This is a genomic window from Pseudomonas sp. PS02288 (assembly GCF_029959715.1).
Taxonomy (GTDB): Bacteria; Pseudomonadota; Gammaproteobacteria; order Pseudomonadales; family Pseudomonadaceae; genus Pseudomonas_O; species Pseudomonas_O kuykendallii.
Genome location: NZ_JASCPA010000040.1, coordinates 1 through 17,163 on the forward strand (window position 1 = coordinate 1; position 17,163 = coordinate 17,163).

At 66.4% G+C, this 17,163-nt stretch carries 14 protein-coding genes; 5 read left to right on the forward strand and 9 right to left on the reverse strand.

What is annotated here, in order from left to right; translation table 11 throughout:
• Positions 1-52: 52 nt before the first annotated feature.
• The 8 genes from QMX85_RS15630 to QMX85_RS15665 form a co-directional block, all read right to left on the reverse strand.
• Positions 53-1,975, reverse strand: coding sequence for a PrkA family serine protein kinase (locus QMX85_RS15630; protein ID WP_273234167.1), 1,923 nt, complete (start codon positions 1,973-1,975; stop codon positions 53-55).
• A gap of 279 nt (positions 1,976-2,254) precedes the next feature.
• Positions 2,255-2,584, reverse strand: a complete 330-nt coding sequence (glpE, locus tag QMX85_RS15635) for a thiosulfate sulfurtransferase GlpE (RefSeq protein ID WP_090225076.1) — start codon at positions 2,582-2,584, stop codon at positions 2,255-2,257.
• A 17-nt stretch (positions 2,585-2,601) separates the two neighbouring features.
• The gene (locus tag QMX85_RS15640; RefSeq protein WP_282342364.1) at positions 2,602-3,414 is read right to left on the reverse strand and encodes a symmetrical bis(5'-nucleosyl)-tetraphosphatase; all 813 of its coding nucleotides are present in this window, start codon (positions 3,412-3,414) and stop codon (positions 2,602-2,604) included.
• The gene (gene apaG / locus QMX85_RS15645; RefSeq protein WP_273234171.1) at positions 3,414-3,794 is read right to left on the reverse strand and encodes a Co2+/Mg2+ efflux protein ApaG; all 381 of its coding nucleotides are present in this window, start codon (positions 3,792-3,794) and stop codon (positions 3,414-3,416) included. The genes QMX85_RS15640 and apaG overlap by 1 nt, the downstream gene beginning before the upstream one ends.
• Positions 3,795-3,833: 39 nt before the next feature.
• Positions 3,834-4,637: a 16S rRNA (adenine(1518)-N(6)/adenine(1519)-N(6))-dimethyltransferase RsmA gene (gene rsmA, locus QMX85_RS15650; protein ID WP_282342368.1), complete on the reverse strand. Its 804-nt coding sequence runs from the start codon at positions 4,635-4,637 to the stop codon at positions 3,834-3,836.
• Positions 4,638-4,767: 130 nt separating this feature from the next.
• Positions 4,768-5,769, reverse strand: a complete 1,002-nt coding sequence (gene pdxA, locus QMX85_RS15655; protein ID WP_282342370.1) for a 4-hydroxythreonine-4-phosphate dehydrogenase PdxA — start codon at positions 5,767-5,769, stop codon at positions 4,768-4,770.
• A gap of 102 nt (positions 5,770-5,871) precedes the next feature.
• On the reverse strand, positions 5,872-7,164 hold the full coding sequence (locus QMX85_RS15660; protein WP_282342427.1) for a peptidylprolyl isomerase: 1,293 nt from the start codon (positions 7,162-7,164) through the stop codon (positions 5,872-5,874).
• Positions 7,145-9,916 (reverse strand): LPS-assembly protein LptD, encoded by a 2,772-nt coding sequence (locus QMX85_RS15665; protein WP_282342372.1) that lies wholly within the window; start codon positions 9,914-9,916, stop codon positions 7,145-7,147. Before QMX85_RS15665 ends, QMX85_RS15660 begins: the two co-directional genes overlap by 20 nt.
• 127 nt (positions 9,917-10,043) lie before the next feature.
• Here QMX85_RS15665 and QMX85_RS15670 point away from each other — a divergent pair, with 127 nt between their 5' ends.
• The 3 genes from QMX85_RS15670 to QMX85_RS15680 are packed head-to-tail and all read left to right on the forward strand — an operon-like array spanning position 10,044 to position 12,506.
• A complete protein-coding gene (locus QMX85_RS15670; RefSeq protein ID WP_282342374.1) occupies positions 10,044-11,066 on the forward strand; it encodes a phosphotransferase in 1,023 nt (340 codons plus the stop codon).
• Positions 11,063-11,731, forward strand: a complete 669-nt coding sequence (murU, locus tag QMX85_RS15675; protein WP_282342376.1) for an N-acetylmuramate alpha-1-phosphate uridylyltransferase MurU — start codon at positions 11,063-11,065, stop codon at positions 11,729-11,731. The genes QMX85_RS15670 and murU overlap by 4 nt, the downstream gene beginning before the upstream one ends.
• Positions 11,700-12,506 carry a TerB family tellurite resistance protein gene (locus QMX85_RS15680; RefSeq protein WP_282342378.1) on the forward strand — a complete coding sequence of 269 codons (807 nt, stop codon included), beginning with the start codon at positions 11,700-11,702 and terminating at the stop codon, positions 12,504-12,506. The genes murU and QMX85_RS15680 overlap by 32 nt, the downstream gene beginning before the upstream one ends.
• A 176-nt stretch (positions 12,507-12,682) precedes the next feature.
• On the opposite strand, the gene QMX85_RS15685 is transcribed toward QMX85_RS15680, so the two are convergent.
• A complete protein-coding gene (locus QMX85_RS15685; protein ID WP_282342380.1) occupies positions 12,683-13,609 on the reverse strand; it encodes an alpha/beta hydrolase family protein in 927 nt (308 codons plus the stop codon).
• 116 nt (positions 13,610-13,725) lie between these two features.
• Between QMX85_RS15685 and QMX85_RS15690 the strand changes: the two genes are divergently transcribed.
• Positions 13,726-16,113 carry a transporter substrate-binding domain-containing protein gene (locus tag QMX85_RS15690; RefSeq protein WP_282342429.1) on the forward strand — a complete coding sequence of 796 codons (2,388 nt, stop codon included), beginning with the start codon at positions 13,726-13,728 and terminating at the stop codon, positions 16,111-16,113.
• Positions 16,110-16,739, forward strand: coding sequence for a response regulator transcription factor (locus tag QMX85_RS15695; protein ID WP_282342382.1), 630 nt, complete (start codon positions 16,110-16,112; stop codon positions 16,737-16,739). Before QMX85_RS15690 ends, QMX85_RS15695 begins: the two co-directional genes overlap by 4 nt.
• Positions 16,740-17,163: the final 424 nt, after the last annotated feature.

Here is a 17,163-nt window from a genome sequence, read left to right on the forward strand (position 1 = left end):
CCCACGGGCGATGCCCGGGGGCGCGTAGCCAGTGCTTATGGCTTGAGGCAGGTTACTGCGATTTGCGCACCCGCAGATACCACTCGGAGAGCAGGCGCACCTGCTTCTCGGTGTAACCGCGCTCGACCATGCGTCTTACGAAATCGCTATGTTTCTGCTGATCTTCCTTGCTTGCCTTGGCGTTGAAGCTGATGACGGGCAGCAGGTCCTCGGTGTTGGAGAACATCTTCTTCTCGATCACCACCCGCAGTTTCTCGTAGCTGAGCCAGGTCGGGTTCTTGCCGTTGTTGTTGGCGCGGGCGCGCAACACGAAATTGACGATCTCGTTGCGGAAGTCCTTCGGGTTGCTGATGCCGGCGGGCTTCTCGATCTTCTCCAGTTCCTCGTTGAGCGCCACGCGATTGAGGATCTCGCCGGTTTCCGGGTCGCGGTATTCCTGATCCTGGATCCAGAAGTCCGCGTACAGCACGTAGCGGTCGAAGATGTTCTGCCCGTACTCGCTGTAGGATTCGAGGTAGGCGGTCTGGATTTCCTTGCCGATGAACTCGATGTAGCGCGGCGCCATGTACTCCTTGAGGTAGCGCAGGTAACGCTCGCGCACCTCGGCGGGGAACTGTTCCTGCTCGATCTGCTGCTCGAGGACGTAGAGCAGATGCACCGGGTTGGCCGCCACTTCGTTGGGATCGAAGTTGAACACCTTGGAAAGAATCTTGAAGGCGAAGCGCGTGGACAGGCCGGTCATGCCCTCGTCCACGCCCGCGCTGTCGCGGTACTCCTGAATCGACTTGGCCTTGGGATCGGTGTCCTTGAGGTTTTCCCCGTCGTAGACCCGCATCTTCGAATAGATGTTGGAGTTTTCCGGCTCCTTCAGGCGCGACAGGGTGGAGAACTGCGCCAGCATTTTGAGCGTGTCTGGCGCGCAATGGGCCTTGGACAGCGAGCTGTTGATCAGCAGTTTGTCGTAGATCTTGATTTCGTCGGACACGCGCAGGCAGTACGGCACCTTGACGATGTAGATGCGGTCGATGAATGCCTCGTTGTTCTTGTTGTTGCGGAAGGTGTGCCACTCGGATTCGTTGGAGTGTGCCAGCAGGATGCCGTTGAACGGGATCGCGCCGAGGCCCTCGGTGCTGTTGTAGTTGCCTTCCTGGGTGGCGGTCAGCAGCGGGTGCAGCACCTTGATCGGCGCCTTGAACATCTCGACGAATTCCATCAGGCCCTGGTTCGCCCGGCACAGGGCGCCCGAGTAGCTGTAGGCGTCGGCGTCGTTCTGCGGGAATTCCTCCAGCTTGCGGATATCCACCTTGCCCACCAGCGCGGAGATGTCCTGGTTGTTCTCATCGCCCGGCTCGGTCTTGGCCACGGCGATCTGGTTGAGAATCGAGGGGTAGAGCTTGACCACGCGGAACTGGCTGATGTCACCGCCGAATTCCTGCAGGCGCTTGGTCGCCCAGGGGGACATGATGGTGGACAGGTAGCGGCGCTGGATGCCGTAGTCCTCTTCGAGGATGTCGCCATCCTCCGTGGCGTTGAACAGGCCGAGGGGTGACTCGAAAACCGGCGAGCCCTTGATCGCGTAGAACGGCACCTTCTCGATCAGTTGCTTGAGTTTTTCCGCCAGGGAGGATTTACCGCCGCCGACCGGGCCGAGGAGGTAGAGGATCTGTTTCTTCTCTTCCAGGCCCTGGGCCGCGTGACGGAAGTAGGAAACGATCTGTTCGATGCAGTCTTCCATGCCGTGGAAGTCGGCGAATGCCGGGTAGCGGCGGATGACCTTGTTGGAGAATATCCGCGACATCCGCGAGTCCACCGAAGTATCCAGCACCTCCGGTTCGCCGATGGCCATGAGCATCCGTTCCGCCGCGCTGGCGTAGGCGCTTTTGTCCTGCTTGCACAGGTCGAGGTATTCCTGGAGGGACAGCTCCTCCTGGCGCGTGGATTCGAAGCGTTGTTGGAAGTGGCTGAATATACTCATTACATCACCTCGCTCGATGCTCGGAGCCGATGCGAGCTCGCTCTTGCGGGCGCTGGCAATCAGTCGACAAGTCGGCCGATCAATCCCCCAGTACACCTAAAAGGTCGCTCCCGCTCCGGTAGCCGGTGGGCCGGCTTTTCCCCTGATTTGGATGGCCTGCAGTGAAGGATAGTTCGATATCGCGATGATCAAGAACGCTGAAGCTTGTCCTCATATTGCGCTCCTTCCCCGCGCAGCGGAAGACCAGGCGGGACAAGGCATTGCGTCATTGCAAAAAAATTATTCAGCGTGCGCCTGGGAGGTTTGTTCGGGATAGGTAAGCCGCCAGAGCTCGAATCCGCCATCCAGACTGTACACCTCGGCGAAGCCCTGGTTGACCAGATAGGCGGCCGCGCCCTGGCTGGAGTTGCCGTGGTAACAGGTGACGATCAGGGGCTTATCGAGATCGGCCTGGGCGATGAAATCGGCCAGGGAGTAGTTGTCCAGATGCCGCGAGCCGCTGATGTGGCCGGCCGCGAAGCTCTGCGGATCGCGCACGTCGACCACCACCGCGCCCTGTTCGCGAAGCGTCTGTGCCTGTTGCGGGGGAATGCGTTTGAACTCGGTCATAGGAGGCTCGCTGACGGTTACTGACAATCGCAATGATGGCGCTGGCCGCTGCTCAGGTCGAGTAGCGTCAGACTGCCACCCCAGACGCAGCCGGTGTCCAGGGCGAACAGGCCCGGCTCGTCGCAGCGCCCTTCGAGCGCCGCCCAGTGGCCGAATATCAGCTTCTGGCCGAGGGTCTTGCGCTCCGGAAAGCTGAACCAGGGGGCGAAGCCGGGCGGCGGGTTGTCGGCGCTTTCCTTGCTGTTCAGGTCCAGCGTACCGTCCGCGGTGCAGAAGCGCATGCGGGTGAAATAGTTGGTGATAGTGCGCAGCCGGGCGACGCCTTCGAGGCCGCTGTTCCACTTCGCCGGCTCGTTGCCATACATGCCGTCGAGGAACAGCGGCAGCAGTTGGTCGTCACGCATGACCTCCTCGACCTCGGCCGCGCGCTTGAGCGCCTTCTTCAGCGTCCATTGCGGCGGAATGCCGGCATGGACCATGGCGAAGCCGAGCGCCGGATCGTGGTGGACGAGCTTCTGCCGACGCAACCAGTCGATCAGATCCTGACGGTCGGGCGCGTCGAGGATTTCGCGCAGGGTGTCCTGCTTCTTCAGCCGCTCGACGTTGTGCGCGACCGCCAGCAGGTGCAGGTCGTGGTTGCCTAGGACGATCACCAGCGCGTCGCGCATGGCGTACAGGTAACGCAGCGTCTCCAGCGATTGCGGACCGCGGTTGACCAGGTCGCCGGCCAGCCACAGGCGGTCCTTGAGCGGGTCGAAGGCAACCCGTTCGAGCAGGCATTTCAGCGGATCGAGGCAGCCTTGCAGGTCGCCGACGGCATACACCGCCATCAGTGCAGGGCTCCGGGCACCGCCAGGCGGAAGGGCGCGATCGGTGCATCGAAGCGCGTGCCGTCATCGGCCAGCATCTGATAGCTGCCGTGCATGTTGCCGACCCGCGTGGTCATCATGGTGCCGCTGCTGTAGGTGTGGCTCTGTCCGGGTTCCAGGCGCGGCTGCTGGCCGATGACTCCGGAGCCGCGCACTTCCTGCACATTGCCGTTGCCGTCGGTGATCACCCAGTGACGCGAGAGGAGCTTGGCCGGCAGCTCGCCGGCATTGCTTAGGGTGACGGTATAGGCGAAGGCGAAACGCTCCTGCTCCGGCTGGGACTGCTCGGGGAGGAAGCGCGAAATCACCGTGACGTCGATGTGGTAACGCGGATCGGGCATGCGGAAGAACTCGAAGGTGTCTCTGGCGAGTCTAGGGTGTTAGGCGGTGCTTGTCTGCTCGCAGAGCTTGTCGGCGAGGCGAACGAAGGCGGCGAGGTCGAGCTGCTCCGGGCGCAGGCTGCCATCCACGCCGGCGGCTTCGATCGCCTGGGCATCGAGCAGGCCCTTGAGCGTGTTGCGCAGGGTCTTGCGGCGCTGGTTGAAGGCGTCGCGGACCACGCGCTCGAGCTGGCGATGATCCCTGGCCGGGAACGGCAGGACGTCGTGCGGCACCAGGCGAACGATGGCGGAGTCGACCTTGGGTGGCGGGTTGAAGGCTCCTGGGCCGACGTTGAACAGGTGCTCCACGCGGCAGTGGTACTGCACCATGATCGACAGCCGGCCCCAATCGCCGCCGCCGGGGCCGGCGGCGAGGCGCTCGACGACCTCCTTCTGCAGCATGAAGTGCATGTCGCGGATCAGCCCGGCGTGATCGAGCAGGTGGAAGATCAGCGGGGTCGAGATGTTGTAGGGCAGGTTGCCGACCACGCGCAGGCTGTGCGGCTGATCGCTCAGGCGGGCGAAGTCGAACTTCAGCGCGTCGCCCTGGTGCAGGCTGAAGTTCGGCAGGCTGCCGAAGCGCTCGCGCAGGATCGGGATCAGGTCGAGGTCCAGCTCGACCACGTCGAGCTGCGCGCCGCTGCCGAGCAGGCCTTCGGTGAGGGCGCCCTGGCCGGGGCCGATCTCCACCAGGCGCTCGCCTTCGCGGGGATGAATGCCGCGCAGGATGCGGTGGATTACCCCGGCATCGTGCAGGAAGTTCTGGCCGAAGCGTTTGCGGGCGCGGTGTTGGTACTCGGACATTGCGAAAAGGCTCCAGGCTTCGGCTGCAGGCGACAGGCCAGAGCGGAAGCGAAACGACAAAGGCGCGCAGTTTAGCAGCATTGCCCCGGGCGCCGATTCGCCGGGGCGCAGCCCGCCGGAAACGGCCTGCTCAGCGCCCCGCGGCGCGGGCTTCAGCCATCTGGTAGGCGGTTTCCAGCGCGACTGCCAGGCTGCCGCTGTCGATCCGGCCGCTGCCGGCGAGGTCCAGCGCGGTGCCGTGGTCGACCGAGGTGCGGATGATCGGCAGGCCCAGGGTGACGTTCACGGCCGCGCCGAAGCCCTTGTACTTGAGCACCGGCAGGCCCTGGTCGTGGTACATGGCGAGTACCGCGTCGCACCGCTCGAGGTGCTTGGGCGTGAACAGCGTGTCGGCGGGCAGCGGGCCGATCAGGTCGATCCCTTCCGAGCGCAGCTGCTCCAGGGTCGGTTCGATCACCTCGATTTCCTCGCGCCCGAGATGACCGCCTTCGCCGGCATGGGGATTGAGGCCGCACACGAGGATGCGCGGCCGGACGATGCCGAACTTGTCGCGCAGGTCGGCATGCAGGATGCGCGTGACGCGCGTCAGGCGCTCCGCGGTGATTGCATCGGCGACCTCCCTGAGCGGCAGGTGAGTGGTCACCAGCGCTACCCGCAGGCCGTGCGTGGCCAGCAGCATCACCACCTGCTCGGTGCCGGTAAGGTCGGCGAGAAACTCGGTGTGCCCGGAGAATGCGATGCCGGCGTCATTGATCACGCCCTTGTGCACCGGCGCCGTGATCATTCCGACGAAGTCGCCCGTCAGGCAGCCCTGGCCGGCGCGGGTCAGGGTTTCCAGCACGTAGGTCGCATTCGCGGCGTCGAGCAGGCCCGCACTCACCGGGGCGCGCAGCGGCGTATCCCAGACGTAGAGGCTGCCGGCCGGCGCGGCTTTTTTCGGCCATTGGCCCGGCCCGACGGGAATCAGCTCGACGTTCAGCGCCCGCTGGAGCGCACGTTCGCCAAGCAGCGCGAGGCTGGCGATGGCCACCAACGGATGTGGCTGCGCCTGCCCGGCCAGCAGCAGGCAGAGGTCCGGGCCGATGCCGGCGGGTTCGCCCGGGGTAAGCGCAAAAACGGGTTGAGCGGTCATTGGAGGACTCTCCGGTGGCAGGGGCACTACTGTAAACCCGAGGGCCGCGAAAACGAAAAAGCCCGGCGGCTGCCGGGCTTTCTCAACGCTGCGGGTTGCCCCTCAGAGTTTGATTTCCACGTAAGCCTCGTCGCGGATCTGCCGCAGCCAGGCTTGCAGTTCCTCGTCGTACTTGCGGTTGCGCAACGCGTTCATCGCCTGTTGCTCGCGGAACTGCGCGCTGTTGTCGGTGGCGCGGCGTCCGAGGACTTCCAGCACGTGCCAGCCGTACGGGCTCTTGAACGGTTTCGACACCTGACCGCTGGGCGTGTCCGTCATCACCTGACGGAATTCGGGAACCAGCGCGTTGGGGTCGACCCAGTTCAGGTCCCCGCCGTTGAGCGCCGAGCCCGGGTCCTCGGAGAAATTCTTCGCCAGCTCTGCGAAATCCTCGCCCGCGCGGATGCGCTCGTAGAGACGCTCGGCGAGGCGCTGGGTCTCGGCTTCGCTGCGGATTTCGCTGGGCTTGATCAGGATGTGGCGGACATGCACTTCGTCACGGACCTGGGTGTCGCCACCGCGCTTCTCGACCAGCTTGAGGATGATGAAACCGCCCGGCGTGCGCAGCGGTTCGGTGACTTCGCCCGGGTTCATCGCACCGATCATGGTGTCGAACGGCTGCGGCAGCTGGGCGGCCTTGCGCCAGCCCATGTCGCCACCTTCCAGCGCGTTCTCGCTGGCGGAATGGGCGATGGACAGCTGGGCGAAGTCGGCCCCCTTGAGCAGTTGCGCGTGCAGATCCTGGGCCTGGCGCTCGGCGGCCTGGATGGCGTCCGCCGACGCGGCGTCGGGAACCGGAATCAGGATGTTGGCCAGGTGGAGCTCTTCGGACAGCTGCATCTTGCCCATGTCGGAGGCAAGGAAGTTCTGCACTTCCTGGTCGGTGACCTGGATGCGCTCAGCCACGCGACGTTGCCGCACGCGGCTGATGATCATCTCGCGACGGACCTGCTCGCGGGCGTCGTCGAACGACAGGCCATCCTGCTTCAGCGCGGCGCGGAACTGGTCGACGGTCATGCCATTACGCTGGGCGATGGTGGTGATCGCGTCGTTCAGTTCGTCGTCGCCGATGCGGATGCCCGAGCGTTCGCCCATCTGCAGCTGCAGGTTCTCGATGATCAGCCGATCGAGCACCTGCGGGTCCAGCACGTTCTCGGGCGGTAGCTGGCCGCCCCGTTTGGTGATGGTCTGCTCGACTTCCCGTACGCGCTGGTCCAGCTGGCTCTTCATGATCACGTCGTTGTCGACGATGGCGACCACGCGGTCCAGCGATTGCACCTGGGCGTGTGCCAGGGTACCGACAAACACTGCGCCCAACAGCAGCGGGCGCAGACACTCAGAAAGCTTGGTCTTCACGTTCACGATAACCTTCGATGCCTTTGTCGAGGAAAGTCTCGACACCATTGCCAAGTACCCCACCGAGGCCCTTGAACACGATCTGGAGGAAGATGCCGCGGTCCGCTTCGTCGTTGCGGTCCGGGTTCAGGCTGGCTTCGTCGTAGTCGATCCAGTAGCGATTGACCAGACGCAGCTTCCAGCAGCAGCTGTCGTATTCGAAGCCGCCGAATGCCTCCAGCGTACGGTTGCGGTTGTAGTCGTACTGCCAGCGCGCGATGACACTCCACTGCGGGACGATCGGCCAGATGGTCGAGAAGTCGTGCTGGCTGATCTTGTAGTAGTCCTTGATGTAGTTGGCGCTGCCAGGCGTGCCGAAGTCCTGCGAGTAACCCCAGGTGCCCGACGCCTGGTCGAAGCGCACGGTGTCGGCGCGGTAGCGGTAGCCGGCGTTGATCACCTTGTTCGGGTTGTCTTCCGGCTGGTAGTGGAACATCGCGCTGCCGGAGCGGGTTTCACGCGAATCCGGGTCCCAGTTGAAGTCCGAGGTCAGGCGCCAGTCGCGGTTGAAGCGGTACATGTACTCCAGGGCGTAGGGCGATACCGAGGACTGCGATTCGTTGCGGTCGCGGTAGTCGATGCCCGGCATCTGCACCTTGCGGTCGGCGAAGTAGATCGCCTGGCCGATGCTGAAGCGCTGCCGCTCGAAGCCGTTCGGCTCGATCCAGCGGTTGGTCACGCCCAGCGACAGCTGGTTGGCGTCGCCGATGCGATCGCTGCCGGAGAAGCGGTTTTCGCGGAACAGCGAGGCATAGTTGAAGGTGCTCTCGCTGGTGTCGAACACCGGAATGTCGGTCTGGTCTTCCTCGGGTACGTAGAGGTAGAACAGGCGCGGTTCCAGGGTCTGGCGGTAGGAATTGCCGAACAGCTGGGTATTGCGGTCGAAGTAGAGGCCGCTGTCCACGCTGTAGATCGGCACGCTGCGGCTGACGCTGTCGTGGAAGCTTTCCCCGGCAAGCAGTGTGTCCCGACCCTGCTGGTCAATGTCCAGATCGTAGCGGGTATAGGCGTACTTGACCGACGGTTTGACATAGCCGAAGGCCCAGTTCAGCGGCAGGCTGACACCTGGCTCGACATGCATCCGGGTGCCGTCGGAACGGGCTAGACCTTTAAGGTTGTTGTCGTACCAGGCTTCGGGTTGGTCATCGCGGTTGGTAAAGAAGCCGCTACGCAGATCGCGGTCGAAACGGACGATTTCGGTGTTGTACGAGAAGTTCAGGCCCGCCGGCTGGAACGGCAGGGTGCCGTTCAGGGTGAGTTGCGGCAGACGCTCGTACGGGGTGATGTCGGTGACGGTCGCGCGCTCGTAGCCCTGCACGTTGAGGCGGGCGGTGTAGCTGTCGCCGCGCCAGGTCAGGGTGCCACGCTTGTCGAGGTAGTCGCCGGTGTTGATGCCGAGCTGGGTTTCCAGATCCTGGAAGTAGTAGGGGTCGCTGATCTCGGTGTAATCGACTTCGCTCAGCAGGCGAGTATCCAGGCCGCCCTTGTGCTGCCAGCTGTACATCCAGCGGGTGTCTTCGTATTCCGACTGGTTCTTGCGCTGGTCCTCCTCGTCGTTGAGGAAGGAGGCGCCGACCTGGCCCTCGGTGCTCTTGGTCAGGTAGCGGACCTCGCCTTCCATCTGCAGACCGCGCTTGGTCATCAGGGTCGGATAGAGCGTGGCGTCGTAGTTGGGCGCCAGGTTGAAGTAGTACGGCGCGAGCAGCGAGAAACCGGTGTCGCTGGAATTGCTGATGCTCGGCTGGAGGAAGCCGGACTGGCGACGGTCGTCGATCGGGAACTGGATGTACGGCGTGTAGAACACCGGCAGGTCTTTCACCCGCAGGGTCACGTTGGTCGCCGTGCCGAAACCGGATGCCGGGTTCAGGGTGATGTTGTTGCCCTTCAGGTACCAGGTGTTCTCGCCCGGTTCGCAGCGGGTGTAGGTACCGTCCTTCAGGCGGATGATCGCGGTCTCTTCACGCTTGGCGTACTGCGCGCTGCCGCGGATGTGCGACTTGTGCAGCACGTACTCGGCGTTCTCGATCTTGGCTTCGCCGTTGTCCAGCTGCAGCTCGGCGCGATCGCCGACCACCAGGGCACCGTTGTCGCGCAGGCGGACGTTGCCGACCAGCTCCCCCTTGTTTTCCAGCTGTCGCAGGTTGGCCTCGTCGGCCTCGACCTGCAGGTGGCTCTGGCGCAGCACGACGTCGCCGGCGAGGGTCGCGACCTGTTCGTTCTGCTCGTAGCGCGAGGCCTTGGCGGAAACGAACAGCGGCGCTTCGCTCAGCGGCGTCTTGTCATCCATGCCCGGGCGCAGCGGCTCGACATAGGCGCCGGCGCAGTAAGGACCGGCTTCGGCCAACTGGGCAGGCGTGAGCTTTTCACGCGGCACCCAGTCGATATGGCTGTAGTCCGCACTGCGCGCCGTCAGCACCTTGCCCTTGTTCTCCGTTACCAGGCGAGTGCTCGCGGGTTGCGCCGCAGCGGCCGTCGCGGGCTCGGCGGCCGTGGTGCCGACGGTGGAGCTGACCGCCGAGTTGCTGTGCACCGGGCGTGGAGGCAGGTTCGCCGGCTCGCTTTTGGGTGCGCAGGCCCAACTACCGGCGGAAGCCTGGCAATCGTATTGCTCGGCGGCGACAACGTATTGGGTAGCGACGGGCTGCAGGGCCAACAGGCTTGCGGACACCAACAGAGGAAACTTCTTGCGAAACGCGGGGGACTTTACTGCCATCTTATTAATCCAGGCTTCCTGCGCGCCATCGGCCGCGGGGGGCCGCACGCCTCTCGATGGGCTGAAAAAGATGCTGGATAATAAAGCATGACCCGCGCAACGGCTAGCGCCGTCGGAGAGCCCTGCAATGCCCGATGAAGATGTACGTCTGCAACAAATAAGCGCCTGGCTGGATCAGTGCCTTCCCGGGGCCTGCGCCCACCTGGGCTGGGCTCCTCCGGGAGGAGGACGGCTAACGCCCGCCAGCAGCGACGCCAGTTTTCGGCGTTACTTTCGCTGGGAAAGCGAGGGGCGCAGCCTGATCCTGATGGACGCTCCGCCGCCACAGGAAGACTGCCGGCCCTTCGTACGGATGGCGCAAATGCTCGCCGGAGCCGGTGTTCACGTGCCGAAGATTCTCGCCGCCGACCTCGAGCGTGGCTTCCTGCTGCTCGACGATCTCGGCCGGCAGACCTACCTCGAGGTGATCGACCCGGACAACGCCGACGCGCTGTTCGAGGATGCCCTGCAGGCCCTGCTGGCGCTCCAGCGGCTGCCCCTGGACGGCGATCTGGCGCACTACGACGACGCCCTGCTGCGCCGCGAGCTGCAGCTCTTCCCTGACTGGTACCTGCAGCACGAGCTGGGCGTGAGCCTCGACGGCGAACGCCTGGCGGCCTGGCAGCGCATCAGCGCGCTGCTGATCGACAGCGCCCTGGCGCAGCCGAAGGTGCTGGTGCACCGCGATTTCATGCCGCGCAACCTGATGCTCAGCACGCCCAATCCCGGTGTTCTGGATTTCCAGGACGCCGTCTATGGCCCCGTCACCTACGACATCACCTGCCTGTTCAAGGACGCCTTCCTCAGCTGGCCGGAAGCACGCGTGCGCGGCTGGCTGGAGGATTACTGGCAGCGCGCCCGCGCCGCCGGCATCCCGGTGCAGGCCGAGCTGGACGACTTTCTGCGCGCCAGCGACCTGATGGGCGTGCAGCGTCACCTGAAGGTGATCGGCATCTTCGCGCGCATCTGCCACCGCGACGGCAAGCCGCGCTACCTCGGCGACGTGCCGCGCTTCTTCCGCTACATCGAGGCGGTGGTCGCGCGGCGACCGGAACTGGCCGAACTCGGCGAACTGATCGCCAGCCTGCCGAACCCGGAGACGCGCCAATGAGGGCGATGATCCTCGCCGCCGGCAAGGGCGAGCGGTTGCGTCCGCTGACCCTGCACACGCCCAAGCCGCTGGTGCGTGCCGGCGGCGTGCCGCTGATCGAGTACCACGTACGCGCGCTGGCGGCTGCCGGTTTCCGCGAACTGGTGATCAACCATGCCTGGCTCGGCCAGCAGATCGAGGACTACCTCGGCGACGGCGCGCGCTTCGGCGTGACGATCCGCTATTCCGCCGAGGGCGAGCCGCTGGAAACCGGTGGCGGCATCTTCCGTGCGCTGCCCCTGCTGGGCGATCGTCCCTTCATGCTGGTCAACGGCGACGTCTGGGGCGACTTCGATTTCGCCGCCCTGCGCAAGCCGCTCGACGGCCTGGCCCACCTGCTTCTGGTGGACAACCCGGCGCACCATCCGCAGGGCGATTTCAGCCTGCACGACGGCCTGGTCGGCGACGCGCAGGAGGGCGAGAGCCTGACCTACAGCGGCATCGCGGTGATCGACCCGCAGCTGTTCCTCGGTTGCGAGGACGGCGCCTTCAAGCTGGCGCCGTTGCTGCGCCAGGCGCTGCGCGAGGGGCTGGTCACGGGCGAGCGGCACGCCGGAAGCTGGGTCGACGTCGGCACCCACGAGCGCCTGGCCGATGTCGAGCGTCTGCTTGCGGCGCGGGGCTGAGGTGTTCTTCTGGCCGATCACCTTTCTGGGCGCCGGCGTCGGCTGGGCGGTGGCGAGCATTCCGGGCGCGCTGCTCGGCGCGGTTCTCGGCCAGGTGCTGGACCGGCGCCTGAAGATCGACTCCTGGGCCGGCCTGCGCGAGCATCTCGGCGGCGCGGCGCTGCCACCCGAGGAGCTGCTGTTCGTCCTGCTCGGGCGGCTGGCGAAGAGCGAAGGCCGCGTGCTCGAAGTGCACATCGAGCAGGCGCGGGCGGAGATGCGCCGGCTGGGGCTGGACGCCGCGGCCTTGAAACGGGCGATCGCCGCGTTTTCGCGGGGTAAGCGCGACGAGCTGGGCCTGCGCAAACCGCTGATGCGCTTGCGCGGCGACCAGGAACGGGTGCGCGAGCTGCTACGCGCCTGCTGGCGCATGGCGCTGGCCGACGGCAAGCTCGGTGAGCGCGAACGCGAGCTGATCCTGCTCTGGGGGCGCTGGCTCGGGTTGTCCGCCGCCGAGGTGGAGGACCTGCAGCCGCCGCGCAAGACGCGTGCTCCCGGTGGCGTTTCGCCGCGCACGTTGAACACCTACGAAAGCGCCCTGAAGCTGCTCGGCATTCCCGCCGACAGCGACCTGGCGGTGATCAAGCGCGCCTACCGCCGGCTGCTCAGCCAGCATCACCCGGACAAGCTGGCCGGTGGCGGCGCCAGTGAGGCCCAGGTTCGCCAGGCCACGGAAAAGACCCGCGAGTTGCATGCGGCCTATGCGCTGCTGCGCGAGCGGCAGGGACTTCGTTAGGCGAGTTTCGCGCTGCTTCGGTGTGTGCGTTACGGTGCGCGCGGCGCACCCTACCGCTCAGTCGTTGACGGAGCGTCGCATATCGACTGCCGTGATAGGGAGGGCGCGGCGCACCCTACGGCGCGGCGCTACTTGGCCTAGGGTGCGCGCCATGCGCACCCATCAGAACGCACGCCTCACTTCTTGGCTTCCCCGACATTGCGCGTCAGCCAGCCGCGGATGCGTCGGGCGAGCTGCTCCTGCTCGGCGTCGGGGTTGGCCGGCAGGGCGTCCAGGCCGATCAGCGCGTAGGCCGGATGCTGCAGGCGCTTGCTGGCCTGGCGCCGCACGAGGGCGGCGTCGGCGTAACGGTCCTTGTAATAGATGTCGCCAGTGGCGAGCTTGAGCGGCGGCACCAGTTCCTCCAGCGGCGGTGCGTAGCCGGCCGGGACCGAGGCTTCCACCATCAGCAACTGATGGATCTGCGCCGGCTTGCGTTCGGCCAGGAAACTCGCCGCCCAGAAGGCGCCACTGCCGTGCCCGAGTAGGACGACGGTCTTCACCTGCTTGCCGGCAGCGAAGTCGAGGGCCGCCTGGATGCGGGCCATGACCCGCTCGCCGTGCGCCTTGCGCTGATCCTCCGCGGAGGCGGCGGGCGGCGTTTCCCCGGTGGCGGGCGGTGGGTCGGTTTTTGCCGCCTCGCCTTCCTTCGCCGGCTCGATGGCTTCGGGCACGCGCGCCGGCAACGGGTCGCCAAGCGGATCGGGCAGGCTCAGGCTGAGGGTGTGCCAGCCGGCGTCGGCCAGCTTGCTGCGCAACGGACCGATCACCCGCGGCCAGTCGGGGTGCTCGCCCTCGCCGGGCAGGAGGATCACCAGGCCGCTCGGGGTGGCGCTGTTGGCCGGCTTCCAGAGCGCGAGGAAGCGCTCGCCGCCAGCCTCCAACTGCTGCTGCTCTGCCGTCGGCAATTGTCGTTGCAGGGCGATGGCCTCGTCCTGGCTGCGTTCTTCCAGGGACGCGCGCTCCACCGGCGGGGCGGGCGCGGCCGCGGGTTCCGCGCCGCGAACGGCACTGGCGCCGAGCAGCAGGGCGATGCACAAGGGGGGCAGGATCGAGCGCGACATCGGCGGTCCGGACGGGCGAGTGGGTGATGCCCCAGCGTACTGGCGCGCCGGTGATTTGTCAGGCGCAGCGGCCTCTGGAGTAATCTATGCCGGCTGCCCGTCCTGGTAACCCGCGCATGATCCGCCTGCTTTCGCTGCTCCTTGTCCTCTGCCTGCCGCTTTCCGCGATCGCCGCGGCGGCGCCGGCGCACCCGCCGCTGAGCGCCGCGCAGCGCGACTGGCTGGGCGAGCATCCGCAACTGCGCGTCGGCATCGTGCTGCAGGCGCCGTATGCCGAGCTGGATCGCCGCCGCCAGCAGCTGTCGGGGCTCAACGTCGAGCTGATGAACCAACTGGCGGCGGCGTTGCAGGTGCAGTTGAGCTGGCGCAGCTATCCGGACGCCGCGGCCCTGGAGCGCGGCCTGCGCTCTGGGCAGATCGACATCGCGCCGGGCCTCAGCCAGACGCCGGCCGGGCTGCGCCTGTGGCTGTTTTCCGATCCCTACCTGCGGGTGCCGCAGCTGTTGGTCGGCGAGCGCGAGGGCGGCGCGGCGGTGGACATGGAGCAACTGGTCGGCGTCAGCGTGGCGCTGCGCCAGCCGAGCGCGGTGAGCGATTACCTGCGCGACACCTATCCCGCCATCGCCCAGGTCGCGGTGAACAACGAGCGCCAGGCGTTGCGGGCGCTGCTCGAGCGGCAGGTGGACTACGCCGTGGTCGACGAGGCCCAGCTCGGCCGGCTGTCCCGCGAGGCGGAGTTCGCCGGGCTCGCGGTGGTCGGCGATGTCGGCTTTCCGCAGTTGCTGCGCGTCGCCAGCCGGCGCGACTGGCCGCAGCTCTCGGCGATCGTCGACGCCGGGCTGCGCAGCCTGCCGGCCAAGGATCTGGAGCAGCTGCACGAACGCTGGCTGCAACCGCGCTATGCGCGGCTCGGCGAGTCGCCCGGCTTCTGGCAGAACCTCAGCCTGCTGCTCGGCATCCTGTTCTGCTGCGCGGCTTTTCTCGTCTATTGGCAGCGTCGCCAGCAGCGCGGGCTGGAGAAACGGCTGGCCGAGGCACGCCTGGCGATCCAGTTGCGCGAAGCCGCCGAGGAAGCGCTGCGCCTCACCCAGTTCTCCATCGACCAGAGCACGGTCGGCATCCTCTGGGTGAACTGGGACAGCCACATCCGCTACGCCAACCGCGCCGCCGAGGCGATGCTCGGTTATCCGCCCGGCGCCCTGCTGGAGCGCCCGCTGGGTGATTTCGATCCGCAGTTGAACATGGACCGCTGGCTCGGCCTGTGGCGCCGTGCGCGCAGCGACGAAGGCGGCGGCCTGAGTTTCGAGACCGCCTGCCGCCGCGCGGATGGCGGCTGGCTGCCGACCGACGTGTCGCTGAGCTTCCTGCGCTTCGCCGATTCGGAATACCTGGTGGTGTTCCTCAGCGACGTCACCGAGCGCCGCCGGGCCCTCGCCGCATTGCAGGAGAGCGAGGCGCGGCTCAAGGGCATCGCCTCCAACGTGCCGGGCCTGGTGTTCCGCCTGGAGCGCCCGCACGCCCAGGCGCCGGCCGCGTTCGCCTTCATCGGCGAGGGCAGCGAGGCGCTGGTCGGCTACGCGGCGAGCGAGCTGATCGAGCGCGGCCGGGGGATTCGCGGGCTGGTGCATCCCGATGACCTCGACGACTACCGCGCGACGCAGAAGGCGGCGCTGGACAACGACCGCGACTGGCACTGGCAGGGACGCATCCTGACCCGCGACGGCTCGCTGCGCTGGGCCGACATCAAGGCCGGCGCGCGCTTTTTCGAGGACGGTCGCGCCGTGTGGGACGGCGTGGTCTGGGACATCAGCGCGAACAAGCGTATCGAGCTCGAACTGGCCGAATCCCGCGCCCAGCTGCGCCAGTTGTCGGCGCACCTGGAAAGCGTGCGCGAGGAGGAAAAGGCGCGCATCGCCCGCGAGGTGCACGACGAGCTGGGGCAGATGCTCACCGTGCTCAAGCTGGAAACCTCGATGTGCGAACTGGCCTACGCCGACCTCGACAGCGGCCTGCGCGAGCGGCTGCAGAGCATGAAAAAGCTGATCGCCCAGCTGTTCCAGCTGGTGCGCGACGTGGCCACCGCGCTGCGCCCACCGATCCTCGATGCCGGCATCGCCTCGGCGATCGAGTGGCAGGCGCGGCGCTTCGAGGCGCGCAGCGGAATTCCCTGCCTGGTCGAGGTGCCCGAGCACCTGCCGCCGCTGTCCGACGCCAAGGCCATTGGCCTGTTCCGCGTGTTGCAGGAAGCGCTGACCAACGTCATGCGTCACGCCCGCGCGCATACCGTCGAGGTGCGCCTGAGCGTCGAGCAGGGCTGCCTGTGCCTGCGCGTCAGCGACGACGGCCAGGGCTTCGGCGAGAATGCCGGGCAGGGCAAATCTTTCGGCCTGGTCGGCATGCGCGAACGTATGCTGATCCTAGGCGGCCAGTTGCACATCGACAGCAGCCCCGGCGAGGGCACGACCCTCAGCGTGCGGGTCGCTTTGGACGAGGAAATCGCATGATTCGGGTTCTGGTGGCTGAAGACCACACCATCGTCCGCGAGGGCATCAAGCAGCTCATCGCCCTGGCCAGGGACCTGCAGGTGGTCGGCGAAGCGGGCAACGGCGAGCAGTTGATGGACGTGCTGCGGCAGACGCCCTGCGAGGTGGTGCTGCTGGACATCTCGATGCCCGGCGTCAATGGCCTGGAGGCGATCCCGCGGATTCGCGCACTGGCCAGGCCGCCGGCGGTGCTGGTGCTGTCGATGCACGACGAGGCGCAGATGGCCGCGCGGGCGCTGAAGATCGGCGCCGCCGGCTACGCCACCAAGGACAGCGACCCGGCGCTGCTGCTCACGGCGATCCGCAAGGTCGCCGCCGGCGGGCGCTACATCGACCCGGAGCTGGCCGACCGGATGGTCTTCGAGGTCGGCCTGACCGATTCGCGACCACCGCACGCGCAGTTGTCGGAGCGCGAGTTCTCGGTGTTCGAGCGCCTGGCGCGCGGCGAAGGCGTCAACGAGATCGCCCAGCACCTGGCGGTCAGCGGCAAGACGGTGAGCACGCACAAGGCGCGGCTGATGCAGAAGCTCGGCGCGCATTCGGTGGCCGACCTGGTGCGCTACGCGATGGAGCACAAGCTGGTCTGACGCCGGCTTGGGGCCTGCTCGCACACCGACCCACCCGATGCCCCTTCCGATGCAGGGTAGATCGGGGCGCGCAGCCCGGGGCGCGTAGCCGGTGATCTTCATCCGCCGTCGCACCGCCCGGTGGATCGATGAAGCGCGATCCACCCAACGGCCTGCTCGGCCGTACCAATCTGGCGGGTAACGGTAGGGTGGGCTTCAGCCCACGCGATACGCCGATGTCCTTGTGAGAGGTGGGCTGAAGCCCACCTGCGGGAGAGCGGTGCGGCGGTGGCTGCGCGGTATTCGCCGTGCGTCGATTGTCCTTTCGTACTGTAGGGCGATGCCTACAAGGCCTCTTCCGCGCGGCTGATGCGAATCTCTCCTGGAGCCCGATTTTTCCGCGCGGCGCGCTTCTCTAGTCTCTGCTCACGGCATACGACAGAGA